This window comes from Plantibacter flavus (genome assembly GCF_051487245.1).
Taxonomy (GTDB): domain Bacteria; phylum Actinomycetota; class Actinomycetes; order Actinomycetales; family Microbacteriaceae; genus Plantibacter; species Plantibacter flavus_B.
In genome coordinates, this window is the sequence record NZ_JAHVDH010000002.1 from 196,198 (window position 1) to 210,968 (window position 14,771).

At 68.2% G+C, this 14,771-nt stretch carries 16 protein-coding genes; 7 read left to right on the forward strand and 9 right to left on the reverse strand.

Annotation, left to right across the window (positions count from 1 at the left end; genetic code table 11):
* Positions 1–6: 6 nt before the first annotated feature.
* Positions 7–1,251 carry a D-alanyl-D-alanine carboxypeptidase family protein gene (locus KXS11_RS04765; protein ID WP_437384337.1) on the reverse strand — a complete coding sequence of 415 codons (1,245 nt, stop codon included), beginning with the start codon at positions 1,249–1,251 and terminating at the stop codon, positions 7–9.
* A 55-nt stretch (positions 1,252–1,306) separates the two neighbouring features.
* Positions 1,307–2,110, reverse strand: a complete 804-nt coding sequence (locus tag KXS11_RS04770; RefSeq protein ID WP_437384339.1) for a TrmH family RNA methyltransferase — start codon at positions 2,108–2,110, stop codon at positions 1,307–1,309.
* Positions 2,111–2,253: 143 nt separating this feature from the next.
* On the opposite strand from KXS11_RS04770, the gene KXS11_RS04775 reads away from it, so the two are divergent.
* A complete protein-coding gene (locus KXS11_RS04775) occupies positions 2,254–3,156 on the forward strand; it encodes a Sir2 family NAD-dependent protein deacetylase (protein WP_437384340.1) in 903 nt (300 codons plus the stop codon).
* Between the two features lie 39 nt (positions 3,157–3,195).
* Here KXS11_RS04775 and KXS11_RS04780 read toward each other — a convergent pair whose 3' ends face one another.
* Entirely contained in the window at positions 3,196–4,095 is a 900-nt protein-coding gene (locus KXS11_RS04780; RefSeq protein WP_437384341.1) for an alpha/beta fold hydrolase, read from the reverse strand.
* Between the two features lie 107 nt (positions 4,096–4,202).
* On the opposite strand from KXS11_RS04780, the gene KXS11_RS04785 reads away from it, so the two are divergent.
* Positions 4,203–4,970 carry an exonuclease domain-containing protein gene (locus KXS11_RS04785; RefSeq protein ID WP_437384342.1) on the forward strand — a complete coding sequence of 256 codons (768 nt, stop codon included), beginning with the start codon at positions 4,203–4,205 and terminating at the stop codon, positions 4,968–4,970.
* A 79-nt stretch (positions 4,971–5,049) separates the two neighbouring features.
* On the opposite strand, the gene KXS11_RS04790 is transcribed toward KXS11_RS04785, so the two are convergent.
* From KXS11_RS04790 to glgA, 3 genes are all read right to left on the reverse strand, one after another.
* Positions 5,050–5,298, reverse strand: a complete 249-nt coding sequence (locus KXS11_RS04790; RefSeq protein ID WP_056005588.1) for a type B 50S ribosomal protein L31 — start codon at positions 5,296–5,298, stop codon at positions 5,050–5,052.
* A gap of 170 nt (positions 5,299–5,468) precedes the next feature.
* Positions 5,469–6,281: an ABC transporter ATP-binding protein gene (locus tag KXS11_RS04795; protein WP_437384343.1), complete on the reverse strand. Its 813-nt coding sequence runs from the start codon at positions 6,279–6,281 to the stop codon at positions 5,469–5,471.
* A 66-nt stretch (positions 6,282–6,347) separates the two neighbouring features.
* Positions 6,348–7,529, reverse strand: a complete 1,182-nt coding sequence (gene glgA, locus KXS11_RS04800; protein ID WP_437384345.1) for a glycogen synthase — start codon at positions 7,527–7,529, stop codon at positions 6,348–6,350.
* Positions 7,530–7,574: 45 nt separating this feature from the next.
* Here glgA and KXS11_RS04805 point away from each other — a divergent pair, with 45 nt between their 5' ends.
* A complete protein-coding gene (locus KXS11_RS04805) occupies positions 7,575–8,819 on the forward strand; it encodes a glucose-1-phosphate adenylyltransferase (RefSeq protein WP_437384347.1) in 1,245 nt (414 codons plus the stop codon).
* Positions 8,816–9,523, forward strand: coding sequence for a phosphoserine phosphatase SerB (serB, locus tag KXS11_RS04810; RefSeq protein ID WP_437384349.1), 708 nt, complete (start codon positions 8,816–8,818; stop codon positions 9,521–9,523). Before KXS11_RS04805 ends, serB begins: the two co-directional genes overlap by 4 nt.
* 33 nt (positions 9,524–9,556) lie before the next feature.
* Here the strand turns inward: serB and fabG are convergent, their stop codons facing one another.
* Positions 9,557–10,267 carry a 3-oxoacyl-ACP reductase FabG gene (fabG, locus tag KXS11_RS04815; protein WP_437384351.1) on the reverse strand — a complete coding sequence of 237 codons (711 nt, stop codon included), beginning with the start codon at positions 10,265–10,267 and terminating at the stop codon, positions 9,557–9,559.
* Between the two features lie 162 nt (positions 10,268–10,429).
* Between fabG and KXS11_RS04820 the strand changes: the two genes are divergently transcribed.
* From KXS11_RS04820 to KXS11_RS04830, 3 genes are read left to right on the forward strand one after another with little or no spacing between them, the layout of a single operon-like run.
* Positions 10,430–10,738: a DUF3099 domain-containing protein gene (locus KXS11_RS04820; protein ID WP_437384352.1), complete on the forward strand. Its 309-nt coding sequence runs from the start codon at positions 10,430–10,432 to the stop codon at positions 10,736–10,738.
* Positions 10,735–10,959, forward strand: coding sequence for a hypothetical protein (locus KXS11_RS04825; RefSeq protein ID WP_437384353.1), 225 nt, complete (start codon positions 10,735–10,737; stop codon positions 10,957–10,959). Before KXS11_RS04820 ends, KXS11_RS04825 begins: the two co-directional genes overlap by 4 nt.
* On the forward strand, positions 10,956–11,804 hold the full coding sequence (locus KXS11_RS04830; RefSeq protein WP_437384355.1) for an SURF1 family cytochrome oxidase biogenesis protein: 849 nt from the start codon (positions 10,956–10,958) through the stop codon (positions 11,802–11,804). Before KXS11_RS04825 ends, KXS11_RS04830 begins: the two co-directional genes overlap by 4 nt.
* A 39-nt stretch (positions 11,805–11,843) precedes the next feature.
* On the opposite strand, the gene KXS11_RS04835 is transcribed toward KXS11_RS04830, so the two are convergent.
* Both KXS11_RS04835 and KXS11_RS04840 read right to left on the reverse strand, forming a co-directional pair.
* Entirely contained in the window at positions 11,844–13,442 is a 1,599-nt protein-coding gene (locus KXS11_RS04835; RefSeq protein ID WP_437384863.1) for an ABC-F family ATP-binding cassette domain-containing protein, read from the reverse strand.
* 100 nt (positions 13,443–13,542) lie between these two features.
* Positions 13,543–14,709 (reverse strand): MalY/PatB family protein, encoded by a 1,167-nt coding sequence (locus tag KXS11_RS04840; protein ID WP_437384356.1) that lies wholly within the window; start codon positions 14,707–14,709, stop codon positions 13,543–13,545.
* Positions 14,710–14,771: the final 62 nt, after the last annotated feature.

The following is a 14,771-nucleotide window of genomic DNA, read 5'->3' on the forward strand; positions in this document are numbered from 1 at the left end:
TCCTGCCTACGGGTTGGTGAGACGCCACCACGGCGTCACGGGCGCGATGTCGCCGTCGAGCGCGATCGGCACCTCGATCGTCGTCGCACCGCCCTCAGCACCGGGACCGACCGCGTAGCTGAGCGAACCGACCGTCGAACCGGAAGCGCCGGCTTCGATCGGGCGGGCCTTCGCGGTGACGGTGATCGGCGTGTCCTGCCAGACGAGCACGGAGGCGTCGGAGGCGACGACGATCTGTGCGGCCTCATCCCACCCGGTCGCGTACGAACCCACCGGTTCGCCCGTGGTGGCGAGCTGCACCTGGTGGAACCCGGCAGGCATGCTCTGCAGGAGCGCGAGGACCGCCTGATTGAGAATCGAGTGATTGTCGGCACCGAGGATGACCCCGACCACGGTGACCGTCCGGCCCTCGACCTGGAGGTCCGCGGAGAACAGTAGGCAAGCGCCTGACGCGTCGTCGGTGCCGGTCTTCAAACCGGTCACCCCGTTCTGGCCGAGGATGGTGTTCGTGTTCTCGACCTCTCCGATGGCGGGGAGGACCGCGCTCGTCTCCGAGACGATGGTCGACAGCACCGGATCGGCGAGCACGAGCTTGCCGATGGTGATGAGGTCGCTCGGCGTGCTCACGTTCGTCGCGCCGAGGCCGCTCGTGTTCGTGACAGTGGTGCCGGTGAGGCCGTGGGCGTCGAGCCAGGTCCGTGCCGCGTCGAGGTAGGCGTCGACCGAGCCGAAGGCCCACACCGCGAGCGAGATGCTGTAGTTGTTCGCCGACGGGAGCAGGAGCGCTTCGAACATCTGGCGTTGGGTGAAGACCGAGCCGGCCACGACGGGTGCTGCCGAGCCGTTCTCGGCGATCGTGTCGTAGTAGAAGTCGACGTCGTCCTCGGTGAGGGTGATGGAGGGACCGTCCTCGCCCGCGGCCATGGGCTTCGCATCGAGGACGACGAGCGAGGTGATCGTCTTGGTGAGGCTCGCGATCGGGAAGGGCGTCTGCTCCCCCGTCGTGCTCAGGACGCCGTCGAAACCGACGGCGCCGATGGCACCGCGCCCGAATCCCGGCCATGACACGGGAGCCGTCTGCTGGACCAGTGACGCGGCGAGGGCGTCCGGTGCCTCGAGCGTCGCAGCGGCCGCGGGGACCGGGCGGATGAGCGCGCCCGTGCCGTAGCCGAGGACGCCGATGAGGACGGCGGCGATGCCGAACACGAGGAGTCTGCGGCGGCGGTAGATCTGTCGTCTCGTGAGTGGCACCCGGTCATGGTACCCGCTCGGCCTTGGCGTCCCCTGGTGGCTCGCGCGGGCCCGGTCAGCGGACGCGGAGCTCCCAGAGGGCGACGGCGCTTGCGGAAGCGACGTTCAGCGAGTCGACACCGTGCAGCATCGGGATCGTGACGATCGTGTCCGCCGCCTGGAGCGCCTTGGGACTGAGCCCGTCGCCCTCGGTGCCGAGGACGATCGCGAGGCGTTCCGGGGCGGACGCGGCGTAGACGTCGAGGTCGACGGCGTCATCGGCGAGAGCCAATGCGGCCGTCTGGAACCCGGCATCTCGCAGGATCGTCGCAGCCTCGTCCCACTCGGGCAGGCGGGTCCACGGCACCTGCAGAACCGTGCCCATGCTCACACGCACACTGCGACGGTAGAGCGGATCGGCACAGCGGGGTGTGATGAGCACGGCGTCGGCACCGAGGCCGGCGACCGACCGGAAGATCGCCCCCACGTTGGTGTGGTCGACGATGTCCTCGAGGATCACGACGCGTCGGGCGGCGCGGAGGAGATCTGCGGGGTCGGCGAGCGCCGGGCGGTGCATCGAGGCGAGCGCGCCGCGGTGGAGGTGGAATCCGGTCAGCTGTTCCAACAGCTCGGGTGCGCCGACGAACACCGGCACGTCGTGCTCCTCGAGCAGCGGCGCGACGTCGTCGAGCCACTTCTCCTGGAGGATGACCGAGCGGGGGCGGTGTCCGGCTCGGAGCGCCCGCTCCATGACCTTCGTGGACTCGGCGATGTACAGACCCCCGGCGGGTTCGGACACGCGGCGGAGGGCGACATCCGTCAATCGCGAGTAGTCGGCGAGCCGTTCGTCGTCGAGCGCGGTGATGCGGATGACCTGCATGCGGATGGTCCTCTCGGGGCTGTGTGCGACCTCCACCTTGCCAGAGTCCGGAAACACAATCGAAAACCAGGCCGTTTAGACTCAGGGGCAGGGCGACGGCTCTGGAATCCTCCGGAGGCGCGGCGCACGGGATGGAGCACTGCATGAGCGCGTTGATCGAAGCGGCCGGTTCCGCCGGTGAGACGACCGACGCCGCCCGCGAACGCGCGATCGAGCTGCTCAACGGACGTCGAGTCGCGTTCCTCACCGGTGCAGGCGTGAGCACCGACTCCGGTATCCCCGACTACCGCGGACAGGGCGCGCCGAAGCGCACCCCGATGACCGTCGACCAGTTCCTCTCGAACGACGACGCGGCCCGAAAGCGGTACTGGGCGGGGAGCCACCTCGGCTGGAAGCGCTTCGACGGCGCCCGCCCGAACGCCGGACACCGGGCCATCGCGGCGTTGGAGGAGGCGGGGATCGCGGACGGGGTGATCACGCAGAACGTCGACGGCCTGCACGTGCGCGCCGGTTCCCGCCGCGTGGTGGACCTGCACGGCTCGATGGACCGTGTGAGCTGTCTCTCCTGTGGCCAGAGCTACGCTCGTGCGAGCATCGCCGAGCGCATGACGGCACTGAATCCGTGGCTCGACACCGAAACGGACGTGACGATCAACCCCGACGGCGACGCCGAGGTCGGCCGAGTCGATGAGATCGTCATCCCGATGTGCACGGTGTGCGGTGGCATGCTGAAGCCCGACGTGGTGTTCTTCGGTGAGTTCATCCCGACCGAGAAGTTCGCCGAGGCCGCGTCGCTCGTGCGTGGTGCCGAGGCGCTCGTCATCGCCGGCTCCTCCCTCGTCGTGAACTCGGGAATCCGCCTGCTGGAACTCGCCCGCAGGAAGCGGCTCCCGGTGGTCGTCATCAACCGCGGGCCGACGAAGGCCGATGGCCGTGCCGAGGTGAAACTCGACGCCGGCGCCAGTGAGACACTCACCGAGATCGCCTCACGTCTCCTCCCGCCGTCGTTCACGAGTGTGATCGCGCAGGACGCCACCGACGCCTGATCGCGCTCGTCCCCTGGCCCACCTGGCGAATGGCCTCGCTCAGGCCTCCGGGGTCTCGGCGAGGAATGCCATGAGCCGCGCGGCGGCGTCGTCCGGTTCCTCGTAGTGGATGAGGTGGCCGACGTTCGGAATGACGTGGAGCTGGGCGTCGTCGAATCGCTCGGCGAGCGTGAACTGCGCCGTAACCGGCGTGATGTCGTCGCGTTCTGCGGCGATGAGCAGGGTCCTGGTCGGGATGTGCTCGGCGTACTCGCTCACGTCGTGGCTCACTGACGCCGTGAACGATTCGAGGACGACCTCGCGGTCTGAGAAGGCGCTGAAGTACTGATCGTGCTGGTCGTGGATCCACCGGCGCAGTGTGGGGTCCTTCGTCTTCGCCATCGCGACGCTCATGATGCGGACGACGCCCTTGTTGCGGAGGAAGGCGAAGCCGAGGCGCTTCGGGAGCTTCGCCGAAGACCAGTAGTAGAAGACCGCGAGTCGGGTGAGGATGCCGCGGGGGCCTTGCAGGGCGGGAGCCGCGATCGGGTTCACGAGCACGAGGTCGTCGGGCCGGAGCCCACCTGCGACCGCGGCGCTGACGACGATCGAACCGAAGGAGTGGCCGAGGACGACGATCCTGCCGGTGGGCGCGAGCGCTTCGATGAAGTGCGCGAGCCAGGTCGCATACCCCTCGACCGAGTGGGTGCCCGAGACGAACGGTGCCGAGCTGCCGAATCCGGGGAGGTCCGGCGCGACGATGCGGACGCCGGACAGCTGGGCGACGACCGGCTCGAGACCGTGGTGGTCGCCGCGGAAACCGTGCACCATGATGATCGTCGTGTCGGAGGCGGGATCTCCGTAGTCCCAGAATCGGGTCTCAGCGCCATCGACGTCGAGGGAACGCTCCACGACGGGGATGCGTTCGAGCAGGGCTGCGTACGGGGATTCGACGGGCATCTGCTCAGTCTAAGCAGTTCCCTCCTGGGAGCCGCCTCACGCCGCCGCCGGTGGACCGACCCGGCGTGGCACGCCGCCCTGTCGGAGGCTCGACGTATGGTGAAACCGTGAACACGGCCGAGACGAACCCCAGTTGGACGGACCGCCTCGCGGTCTTCGACCTCGAGACGACCGGGATCGAGGTCGAGACGAGCCGGGTGGTGACGGCGTTCGTCGGCGTCCTCCGCGCCGACGGCTCACTCGACCAGTCCTGGTCGTGGATGGCTGATCCCGGCATCGAGATCCCCGCTCGGGCGACCGAGGTGCACGGCGTCACGACGGAACGTGCGCGTCTCGAGGGGCGTCCGGCCGCAGCGGTCGTCGGCGAGATCGTCGCAGTCCTCGGGAGCCTGCTCGACGCAGGTGTCCCCGTCGTCGCCTACAACGCGCCCTACGACTTCTCGCTGCTCCACTTCGAAGCGCAGCGCCACGGCGTTCCGCCGATCACCGATCCGTCTCCGGTCGTCGATCCGCTGATCCTCGACCGGCGGCTCGACAAGTACCGCAAGGGGAAGCGCACGTTGGAGGTCGTCGCCGCACTGCACGGCGTCCCGCTCGATGGCGCGCACGACGCGGGGGTCGACGCGGTGGCTGCAGGGCGGGTCGCCCAGGCGATCGGCCGTCTGTACGCGGCCGAGCTGCCTGCGTCCGTCGGCGAGCTGCACGACGCCCAGCGTGCGTGGTCGCTCGAACAGGCCGCGGACTTCCAGTCCTACATGCGCCGCGTCCGCGACCCGGAGTTCGTCGCGGAGGGTGATTGGCCGATCCGACTCGGCCGGGAAGCAGCTCCTGCGCCGAGCGAGGTCCCGGCCGGTCAGCTCCCGATCGGGATCTGACCGACCACGTCCGCTGCACACGACGAAGAACGCCCCGATCCGAGGATCGGGGCGTTCTTGTTGCAGCGGAAGCTTGTGACTACTTGCCGAAGCCCTTGAAGCGCTGGTTGAACTTCTCGACGCGGCCGGCCGAGTCCATGATGCGCTGCTTACCCGTGTAGAACGGGTGCGACTCAGACGAGATCTCGACGTCGATCACCGGGTAGGTGACACCGTCGAGGTCGATCGTCTTGCCCGACGAGACCGTCGAGCGCGTGAGGAAGGTCGCGCCGGAAGCGAGGTCGCGGAAGACGACGGCTTCGTACGTGGGGTGGATGTCAGATTTCATCAGCAGTCCTTGTTGAGTGGATGGTGTGGGCAATACCAGCGCCCGAAGCTCCGGTGAGGAGGCAGCGCGCACAGGCAGAAAACTCTCGGCTCCGCGAGCCAAAGGTCAACTTTACCAGACTCGGCAGGACTCTGCTCGCCATCGGCGACAGGCGTGCCGAGCGGTAGGCGTCAGGCCGAGGTGACCGCCGCGCGGCCGGCGCGAGCGGATCGCGCGTGGAATCGGCCATCCTGCTCGGTCAGTTCGATCGGGAGGTCGAACGTCTCGCTCAGCGTCTCAGAGGTCAGTGTCTCGGCGATCGGGCCGGCGCCGACGATCTTGCCGCCTCGGACGAGCAGCACATGGGTGAACCCCACCGGGATCTCCTCGACGTGGTGAGTGACCATGATGATCGCGGGTGAGTCGTCGGCGCTGGCGTAGCCGCCGAGCAGCTCGACGAGCTCCTCGCGCGTGCCGAGGTCGAGGCTCGCGGCCGGCTCGTCGAGCAGCAGCAGCTCCGGGTCGGTCATGATCGCGCGGGCGATCTGGACGCGCTTCTGCTCACCGTCGCTCAGGGTGCCGAAACGACGGTCCGCCAGATGGTCGAGCTTCCACTCGGCGAGGACGCGCGTGGCGCGCTTCACGTCGATGTCCTCGTACTGCTCGACCCAACGGCCGGTGACCGAGTAGGCGGCGGTCAGGACGACGTCGAGAACCGTCTCCTCCGGCGGGACACGCTTCGCGAGCGCGGAGGACGCGAATCCGATGCGGGGGCGCAGCTCGAACACGTCGACGCGACCGAGGGTCTCGTCGAGGACCCCGACCGTACCCTTCGACGGGTGGATCAGCGTGGCGGCGAGCTGGAGCAGCGTCGTCTTGCCGGCACCGTTCGGGCCGAGGACGATCCATCGTTGGTCGCCTGTCACCGTCCAGTCGACACCATCCAGGATGGGGTTGAGATTGCGGACCACGGACACGTCGGAGAACTGCAACACGCTCGGCATGCTCCTAGCCTATCCGCCCGAACCGACGACACGCGTCCGGGCGATGCGGTGTCCGTGGTCCTCGTATCAGACGAGGCGCCGGTACAGCTCGGCGGTCTGCGAGGCGATGCGAGACCAACTGAAGTCGGTCTCCGCACGGCGTCGTCCCGCTTCGCCGTAGGCCCGCGCCTGAGCGGGATCCTGCACGACCTCGGTGAGGGTCGCCGCGAGGTCCGCGACGAACCGCTCCGGGTCGAGCGGTGTGCCCGTACCGTCGGAGGCCTGGGCGATCGGGACGATCCGGCCGGTCACGCCGTCCTGCACGACCTCGGGGATCCCGCCCGTGCCGGTGCCGACGACCGCGGCTCCGCACGCCATGGCCTCGAGGTTCACGATGCCGAGCGGCTCGTAGACGGAGGGACACACGAAGGTCGTCGCCGCCGTCAACACCGTGCAGAGTTCGTGACGCGGAAGCAGACGCTCGATCCAGACGACTCCCGTGCGTTCGGTCTGCAGCTCCTCGACCAGCCCCTTGACCTCGGCGAGGATCTCGGGGGTGTCCGGCGCTCCGGCGCACAGCACGAGCTGGACGTCCGGAGGAAGGAGCCGCGCGGCGCGCAGCAGGTACGGAAGGCCCTTCTGCCTCGTGATGCGACCCACGAAGACCACCGAGGGTCGGGTCGGGTCGATGCCGAGGGAGCGGAGCAGATCGTCGTCGACACGAGGCTGCCAGTCGGTCAGGTCGATGCCGTTGTAGATGACCTCCACCTTCGCCGGATCCAGCGCCGGGTAGGAGCGGAGGATGTCCCGACGCATGCCGTCGCTCACGGCGATGACCGCCGCAGCGCCCTCGTAGGCGGACCGCTCGATCCAGCTCGAGACCCGATAGCCGCCGCCCAGCTGTTCCGCCTTCCACGGCCGCAGCGGTTCGAGACTGTGCGCGGTCACGACGTGCGGGATTCCGTGCAGCATCGAGGCGAGGTGTCCTGCCCCGTTCGCATACCAGGTGTGGGAGTGCACGAGGTCGGCACCCGCAACGTCCTGGGCGATGAGCAGATCGGTTCCGAGCGTCGTGAGAGCCCCGTTCGCGCCCTGCAGTTCGACCGGAGTCCCGTACGCGATGGTGTCGGGTTCGTCCCGTGGCGCACCGAAGCACCGGACGGTGACGTCGATGTCGCTGCGCAGGGATTTCACCAGCTCCGCGACGTGCACACCCGCGCCGCCGTAGATCTCCGGCGGATACTCCTTTGTCACAAGATCGACTCGCATGTCTAGACGCTAGTACAGGTCTCGTCCTCCATCTATTGTGAACCCATGGCCGCATCAAAGAAGATCTTCGGAATCGTCCTTGCAGGTGGGGAAGGAAAGCGGTTGATGCCGCTGACCGCAGACCGCGCGAAACCGGCCGTACCGTTCGGCGGGCAATACCGTCTGATCGATTTCGCGCTGTCGAACCTCATCAACTCAGGACTCACCCAGATCGTCGTCCTCACGCAGTACAAGTCGCACAGCCTCGACCGCCATGTCTCGCAGACCTGGCGCCTGTCGGGCCTGCTCGACTCTTATGTGGCGTCTGTGCCCGCGCAGCAACGCCTCGGCAAACGCTGGTTCAGCGGTTCGGCGGACGCGATCCTGCAGAGCCTCAACCTGATCCGCGACGAGAAGCCCGACATCGTGGTCGTCGTCGGTGCGGACCACGTGTACCGCATGGACTTCGCGCAGATGATCGACGCCCACATCGCCTCGGGGAAGAAGGCGACCGTCGCCGCGATCCGTCAGCCGATCTCACTCGCCGACCAGTTCGGCGTCATCGACGTCGACGCCGACGATCCCACGACGATCGCGCGGTTCCTCGAGAAGCCGCTCGACGCGCCGGGACTGCCCGACTCCCCCGGCGAGGTGCTCGCCTCGATGGGCAACTACGTCTTCGACGCCGACGCCCTCATCGAGGCCGTCATCGCCGATGGCGAGCTGACGAGCTCCAACCACGACATGGGAGGCGACATCGTCCCCTACTTCGTCGGGCAGGGCGAGGCCGGCGTCTACGACCTCCAGCGCAACGACGTCCCCGGCTCGACGGACCGCGACCGCTACTACTGGCGGGACGTGGGGACCATCGACTCGTTCTACGAGGCGCACCAGGACCTCATCTCCACGCTGCCCGTCTTCAACCTCTACAACCGCGACTGGCCGATCTTCAGCCAGCAGCTCAACTCGCCACCGGCGAAGTTCGTGCGCGACGCGAAGGGCAACCTCGGCCAGACGATCGATTCGATCGTGTCCCTCGGCTCGCTGCTGTCGGGCGCGCACATCGAGCGGAGCGTGCTCGGGCCGTGGGCACTCGTGGAGTCGGGAGCACACGTCTCCGACTCGGTCGTCTTCGACAAGGTCCACATCGAACCGGACGCCGTGGTCAAGCGGGCTATCCTGGACAAGGATGTGGTGGTCACCTCCGGCGCCCGCGTCGGTGTCGACCACGACCGTGACCGCGCACGCGGGTTCACCGTCACCGAGTCCGGTCTCACCGTTGTTGGCAAGGGAGTACGCGTCGTTCCATGAGTACCGAGCGTTCGGCGTTGGCGGATCCCCAGACAGCACCACCCGCACCTACCGGACCAGGCGTCCGATTCCTCGCGGTCCTCGACGCCGACTCGACGCTCATCCAGAACGAGGTGATCGAACTGCTCGCCGAGGAGGCGGGCAGTCTGGCCGAGGTCGCCGACATCACCGAGCGCGCGATGCAGGGTGAACTCGACTTCGCGGAGAGTCTGCGCGCTCGCGTCGCGACGCTGGCGGGCCTCCGGGTCGATCGCATTCCGGTGATCGCCGAGCGGATCCGGCTCACTCCTGGTCTCGAGCAGCTGATCGCCACGCTCCATGGGCACGGATCGCGGATCGGCGTGGTGTCAGGTGGCTTCCACGAGCTGCTCGACCCCCTCGCCGAACGGCTCCGGCTCGATCATGTCCGCGCGAACCGGCTCGAGGTCGTCGACGGCGTCCTCACCGGCTCGGTGAGCGGACCGATCATCGACGCGGCGGCGAAGGCCGCGGCGCTCACCGAGTGGGCGGACACCGACGGTGTGCCGTTGCAGCGCACCGTCGCCGTGGGCGACGGAGCGAACGACCTCGAGATGATGGCGGTCGCTGGACTGTCGGTGGCGTTCAACGCCAAACCGATCGTGAAGCAGCGTGCGGACCTGGTTGCAGGTCGGGTCGACCTCACGGAGATCCTGCCGCTGCTCGGCTACGCCGCCGGGCACTGATCGGTCAGTGCCCGGCGTGCGTCGCGTTCCTGGTCAGTGCCCCATGCCGAGACCGCCGTCGACCGGGATCACCGCGCCTGAGATGTAGCCGGCGTCGTCGCCGGAGATCCACGTGACGACCTTCGCGACCTCGTTGGCGCTCGCGAACCGCGCGGCCGGGATGCTCTTCTTGTACTCGGCCTGCGTCTCGGCGGGAAGTTCCGCCGTCATGTCGGTCTCGATGAATCCCGGAGCGACGACGTTGGCCGTGATGCCCCTGGCCCCGAGTTCACGAGTGATCGAGCGCGCCATGCCGACGAGTCCGCTCTTGGAGGCCGCGTAGTTGACCTGGCCGGCGGAGCCGTAGAGGCCGACGACGCTCGAGATCAGGACGATGCGCCCGAAGCGTGCCTTGAGCATGCCCTTCGACGCGCGCTTGACGACACGGAAGGAACCGCCGAGGTTCGTGTCGACCACCTGGTCGAAGTCGTCTTCGCTCATGCGCATGAGCAGGGTGTCCTTCGTGATGCCGGCATTCGCCACGAGCACCTCCACCGGGCCGAGCTCAGCCTCGATCGCGGTGAACGCGGCGTCGACGGAGGCGGCGTCGGTGACGTCCGCACGGACCGTGAGTGCGCCGACAGGGCCCTCGCCGGAGCGGGCGGTGACGGCGACGCGGTGGCCCTGGGCGATGAACTCCTCGGCGATGGCGTAGCCGATCCCGCGGTTGCCTCCGGTGACGAGCACGGTGCGTGGCGTGGTCATGGTCGATTCCTCTCTGCAGCGGTGCCGGTCGCACTGGAGCAGCGGACCGTCGGGGCCGACGCGCACTCCGGCGGCAGGCCCGTACCAGCATATGCGGCGAGCTGATCGAGGCGTCGCAACAGGGCCGCCATGGGGCGGGGAAGCGCGTAGGCTGGGGGTGGAATGAAGCAGCAGAGCATCACCTCACTCCCACCGTCGCCCGATCAAGAGCGACGGCAGCGGATCATCAAGTACTCGATCACCATGGGTGTTCGGTTGCTCTGCCTCGCCGCGCTCCCATTCGTCCACGGTTGGTGGATGTTCGCGGTCGCAGCCGGCGCGATCTTCCTCCCCTACGTCGCCGTGATCCTGGCCAACGCGGGGTCACTGCCCACTCGAGGCGTCATCGAGCGACCGACCGGCATCGTCGTCTCGCAGCGTCCGACCGCGCCCGACGCCACACCGCCGTCCAGTCCGGCGGATGACGCATGATCGGGTTCGGTGCCGAGCCCGACGGCGTGATCTGCTCCCGCGCGGGTTGCCGCGCTGCCGCGTCCTGGCGTATCGAGTGGCGGAACCCGAAGATCCACACGGCGGACCGGGTCAAGACCTGGACCGCGTGCGATGAGCATGTCGGCTTCCTGCAGGCGTTCCTCGAAGCACGCTCGTTTCCGCTGGCGACGCTGCCGATCGACGCGGAGGTGCTCTCGTGAGCGCGGGGTGGCGGTTCGCCTTCAGCCGACGCTGGCTCGGCTACCTGGGTGTCGCGATCGTCTTCGCGATCGTGTGCGTCCTGCTCTCGAACTGGCAGCTCTCCCGAGCCTCGGAGAAGGAGGCGGAGGTCGAGCGCATCGCGGTCAACTGGGACGCCTCCCCCATCCCGATCGATGAAGCGCTGCCGAGCCTCGACTCGTTCAGCCTTGCCGACGAGTGGCACCCTGTGTCGATGACCGGGACCTACCTGGTCGACGAGCAGCTCCTCGTCCGGAACCGGCCGCGGAACAACACGGCTGGCTTCAACGTCCTCACGCCGCTGCGCCTCACGAACGGCGACGTCTTCGTGGTCGACCGCGGGTGGGTGGCCGCCGGTGACTCGCTCGAGGCTCCGGAATCCGTTCCTGCGCCGCCGAGTGGTGAGGTCTCCGTCGTCGTGCGCATCAGGCCCGGAGAACCGACCCTGCCTGGGCGCGGCGCTGCAGACGGTCAGGTCGCGACGATCAACCTGCCACAGATCGCGGAACTCCGCGGTGAGACGGTCTACTCCGGCGCATACGGCATGCTGCTGTCCGAGAGCCCGGCTCCCGCCGAGACCGCTCCGCTCGGCCCGATCAAGCCGGAACCGAACGAGGGCATGCACCTCTCGTACGCCCTGCAGTGGGTCGTGTTCGCCCTCATGGGCTTCCTGTTCCTCGCGTACGCCATCCGTCAGGAGTACCGCATCCTCAACTCGGACGACCCGAAGGAACAGCGTCGAGCGGCCGTGCGGGCCGCCAAGCAGGCTGCGAAGGAGCGGTCGGACGCGGACATCGAGGACGAGATCCTCGAGACCAGCCGCTGAGCAGGACCGCCGACGGCTGGACTCGACGATGGCGCCCGACTACGCCAGGCTGACGAGGTCCTGGTAGTCCTTGTTCCAGTGGTCTTCGACACCGTCGGGCAGGATGAGCACCCGCTCGGGGTTCAACGCCTCGACAGCGCCCTCGTCGTGACTCACCAGGACGACAGCTCCCTCGTAGTGCGCCAGAGCGTCGAGGATCTCGAGTCGGCTCGCGGGGTCGAGGTTGTTGGTCGGCTCGTCGAGCAGGAGCATGTTGGCGCCGGAGACCACGATCATCGCGAGCGCGAGGCGGGTCTTCTCGCCACCCGACAGCACCCCGGCGAGCTTGTTGGAGTCGTCGCCGGTGAACAGGAACGAACCGAGGACCTTGCGGGCCTCCATCTCGGTGATGTTCGGTGACGACGACACCATGTTCTGCAGGACGGTGCGCTTGACGTCGATCGTCTCGTGCTCCTGCGCGTAGTAGCCGACGCGGAGCCCGTGGCCGGGTTCGAGCTGACCGGTGTCCGGCTTGTCGACGCCTGCGAGGATCCGCAGCAGCGTCGTCTTGCCGGCACCGTTGAACCCGAGGATGACGACCTTGGAACCGCGGTCGATCGCCAGGTCGACGGCTGTGAAGATCTCGAGCGAGCCGTAGCTCTTCGAGAGGTTGCTCGCCATGAGCGGGGTGCGACCGCAGGGGGCCGGGGTCGGGAAGCGCAGCTTGGCGACGCGATCGGCAGCACGCACCTCCTCGAGGCCGGACAGCATCTTCTCGGCGCGGGCGACCATCTGGTGCGCCGCAGCGGCCTTGCTGGCCTTCGCGCCGAACTTCGCCGCCTGCAGCTGCAGCGCCGTCGCCTTCTTCTCGACGTTGGTGCGCTCCTTCTTACGGCGCTCCTCGTCGGCCTCTCGCTGACGCTGGTAGTTCTTCCAATTCATGTTGTAGATGTCGATGACGGTGCGGTTCGCGTCGAGGTAGAAGACGCGGTTGACCGTCTCGCCGACGAGCTCGATGTCGTGGGAGATGACGATGAAGCCGCCCTTGTACTGCTTGAGGAACTCGCGCAGCCAGACGACCGAGTCGGCGTCGAGGTGGTTGGTGGGCTCGTCGAGGATCAGCGTCTGCGCGTCGGAGAAGAGGATGCGGGCGAGCTCGATCCGGCGTCGCTGGCCACCGGAGAGCGTCTTCAGCTGCTGGTCGAGGATGCGGTCGGGCAGGTTGAGGTTCGACGCGATCGATGCTGCCTCCGCCTCGGCCGCGTATCCGCCGAGAGCGTTGAAGCGGTCGGTGAGGTTGCCGTACTTCTTCATCGCGGCTTCGGCGACCTTCGGGTCGTCGCTCGCCATCGCCATGCTCGATTCGTGCATGCCGAGCGCGAGCTGTCCGAGCCCACGGGCGTCGAGGATGCGGGTGCGTGCGAGGTCTTCCGGGTTTCCGGAGCGCGGGTCCTGGGGCAAGTAGCCGATCTCGCCACCGCGATCGATCTTGCCGGACGTCGGGAGGGTCTCGCCGGCGAGCGTCTTCGTCAGGGTCGTCTTCCCGGCGCCGTTGCGGCCGACGAGACCGATCTTGTCGCCGGCGGAGACACGGAAGTTCACGTGCTCCATGAGCACGCGTGCCCCCACGCGGATCTCGAGGTCGTGCACACTCAGCACAGGCATAGTCCATTTCTTCAGGTGCGTTTCGACAACGCGGAGGGTGGGGGTCAGCCTCCCAGTATAAATCCTGTGGCGGGGGCTCCTGACCGCGAACGGATCAGCGGAGCGCCGAGATCCTCATGATCGCCTCGGTGAGCAGATCTGGGGAGCAGGCGAGGTTGAGCCTGGCGTGCCCGCGGCCGGCGGCACCGAACGGTGCCCCCTCCTGGAGGGCGACCCTCGTCTCTCGGAGGATGCGACGCGCCGGAGCCTCCGTCCAGCCGAGGTGCGAGAAGTCGAGCCAGGCAAGATAGCCCGCGGCCGGCATGCGGTAGCCGACCTCGGGGAGGTGCGTCTCGAGCAGCGCTCCGAGTGATCGACGGTTGCCGTCGAGCAGGTCCAGCAGTCCGTCGAGCCAGGGCTCTCCCTCCTCGAACGCCGCGATGGATGCCAGGACACCGAACTGCCCGGTGCGCCAGAACACCTCGACCGGCATGCCCGCGACCAGATCGCGGGTCGCGGCGGCGGCCGTGACCATGACGGCGCACTTGAGGCCGGCGAGGTTCCAGGCCTTGCTCGCGGACAGCACGGCGTACCCCTGCGCCGCGGCCTCGTCGGACACGCTGAGGTACGGGACGAACCGCTCACCCGGTTGGGTCAAGGGAGCATGGATCTCGTCGCTGACGACGGTGACGCCGTACCTCGCGGCGAGCGAGGCGACGGCGCGCAGCTCGTCGGCGGTGTGCGGACGACCGACGGGATTGTGCGGGTTGCAGAGGAGGAACGCTTTGGCGCCGGCACGGAAGGCGGCCTCGAGAGCGTCGAGGTCGAGTCGGAGGGGGCCGGCTTCATCGTCGGCGGCGGTCGCGCCGACGAGCGGGACCTCGACCACGACTCCCCCGGCCTCGGGGATGAGCTCGAAGAACGGCGGGTAGATCGGCGGGGTGATCACGACACCGTCGCCCGGTGTCACCACGCGGCGGAGGATCTCGACGATCCCCATGCTGACGTCGGCGGTCGTGAACACTCCGGCCGGATCCACCTGCCAGCCCCAACGTCGGGCGGCGAAATCGGCGAACACCTGCGGGAGCCTCGTCCGGCTCGCGACGTACCCGGCGTCGCCGCGGTCGATCGCGGCATGCAACGCCGTACGGATGACTGGCGCGAGGGGGACGTCCATCTCGGCGACGAACATCGGCAGGACGTCGTCCGGGTACTCGGACCACTTCTCGCTCGTGCGGCTGCGGAGGACGTCCAACGGGGCTGCGGAGACGGTCTCGGTCATGGGTCGACCCTAGCCGCACCATGCGCCGGTCCGCTGCCGGACGCACGACGGCGGGTGGCCCC

Coding starts and splice junctions, on each gene's coding strand:
- KXS11_RS04770 (WP_437384339.1), bottom strand. CDS start 2,110: ATGCAGGTCATCCGCATCACCGCGCTCGACGACGAACGGCTCGCCGAC.
- KXS11_RS04775 (WP_437384340.1), top strand. CDS start 2,254: ATGAGCGCGTTGATCGAAGCGGCCGGTTCCGCCGGTGAGACGACCGAC.
- KXS11_RS04780 (WP_437384341.1), bottom strand. CDS start 4,095: ATGCCCGTCGAATCCCCGTACGCAGCCCTGCTCGAACGCATCCCCGTC.
- KXS11_RS04790 (WP_056005588.1), bottom strand. CDS start 5,298: ATGAAATCTGACATCCACCCCACGTACGAAGCCGTCGTCTTCCGCGAC.
- KXS11_RS04795 (WP_437384343.1), bottom strand. CDS start 6,281: ATGCCGAGCGTGTTGCAGTTCTCCGACGTGTCCGTGGTCCGCAATCTC.
- glgA (WP_437384345.1), bottom strand. CDS start 7,529: ATGCGAGTCGATCTTGTGACAAAGGAGTATCCGCCGGAGATCTACGGC.
- KXS11_RS04805 (WP_437384347.1), top strand. CDS start 7,575: ATGGCCGCATCAAAGAAGATCTTCGGAATCGTCCTTGCAGGTGGGGAA.
- serB (WP_437384349.1), top strand. CDS start 8,816: ATGAGTACCGAGCGTTCGGCGTTGGCGGATCCCCAGACAGCACCACCC.
- fabG (WP_437384351.1), bottom strand. CDS start 10,267: ATGACCACGCCACGCACCGTGCTCGTCACCGGAGGCAACCGCGGGATC.
- KXS11_RS04820 (WP_437384352.1), top strand. CDS start 10,430: ATGAAGCAGCAGAGCATCACCTCACTCCCACCGTCGCCCGATCAAGAG.
- KXS11_RS04825 (WP_437384353.1), top strand. CDS start 10,735: ATGATCGGGTTCGGTGCCGAGCCCGACGGCGTGATCTGCTCCCGCGCG.
- KXS11_RS04840 (WP_437384356.1), bottom strand. CDS start 14,709: ATGACCGAGACCGTCTCCGCAGCCCCGTTGGACGTCCTCCGCAGCCGC.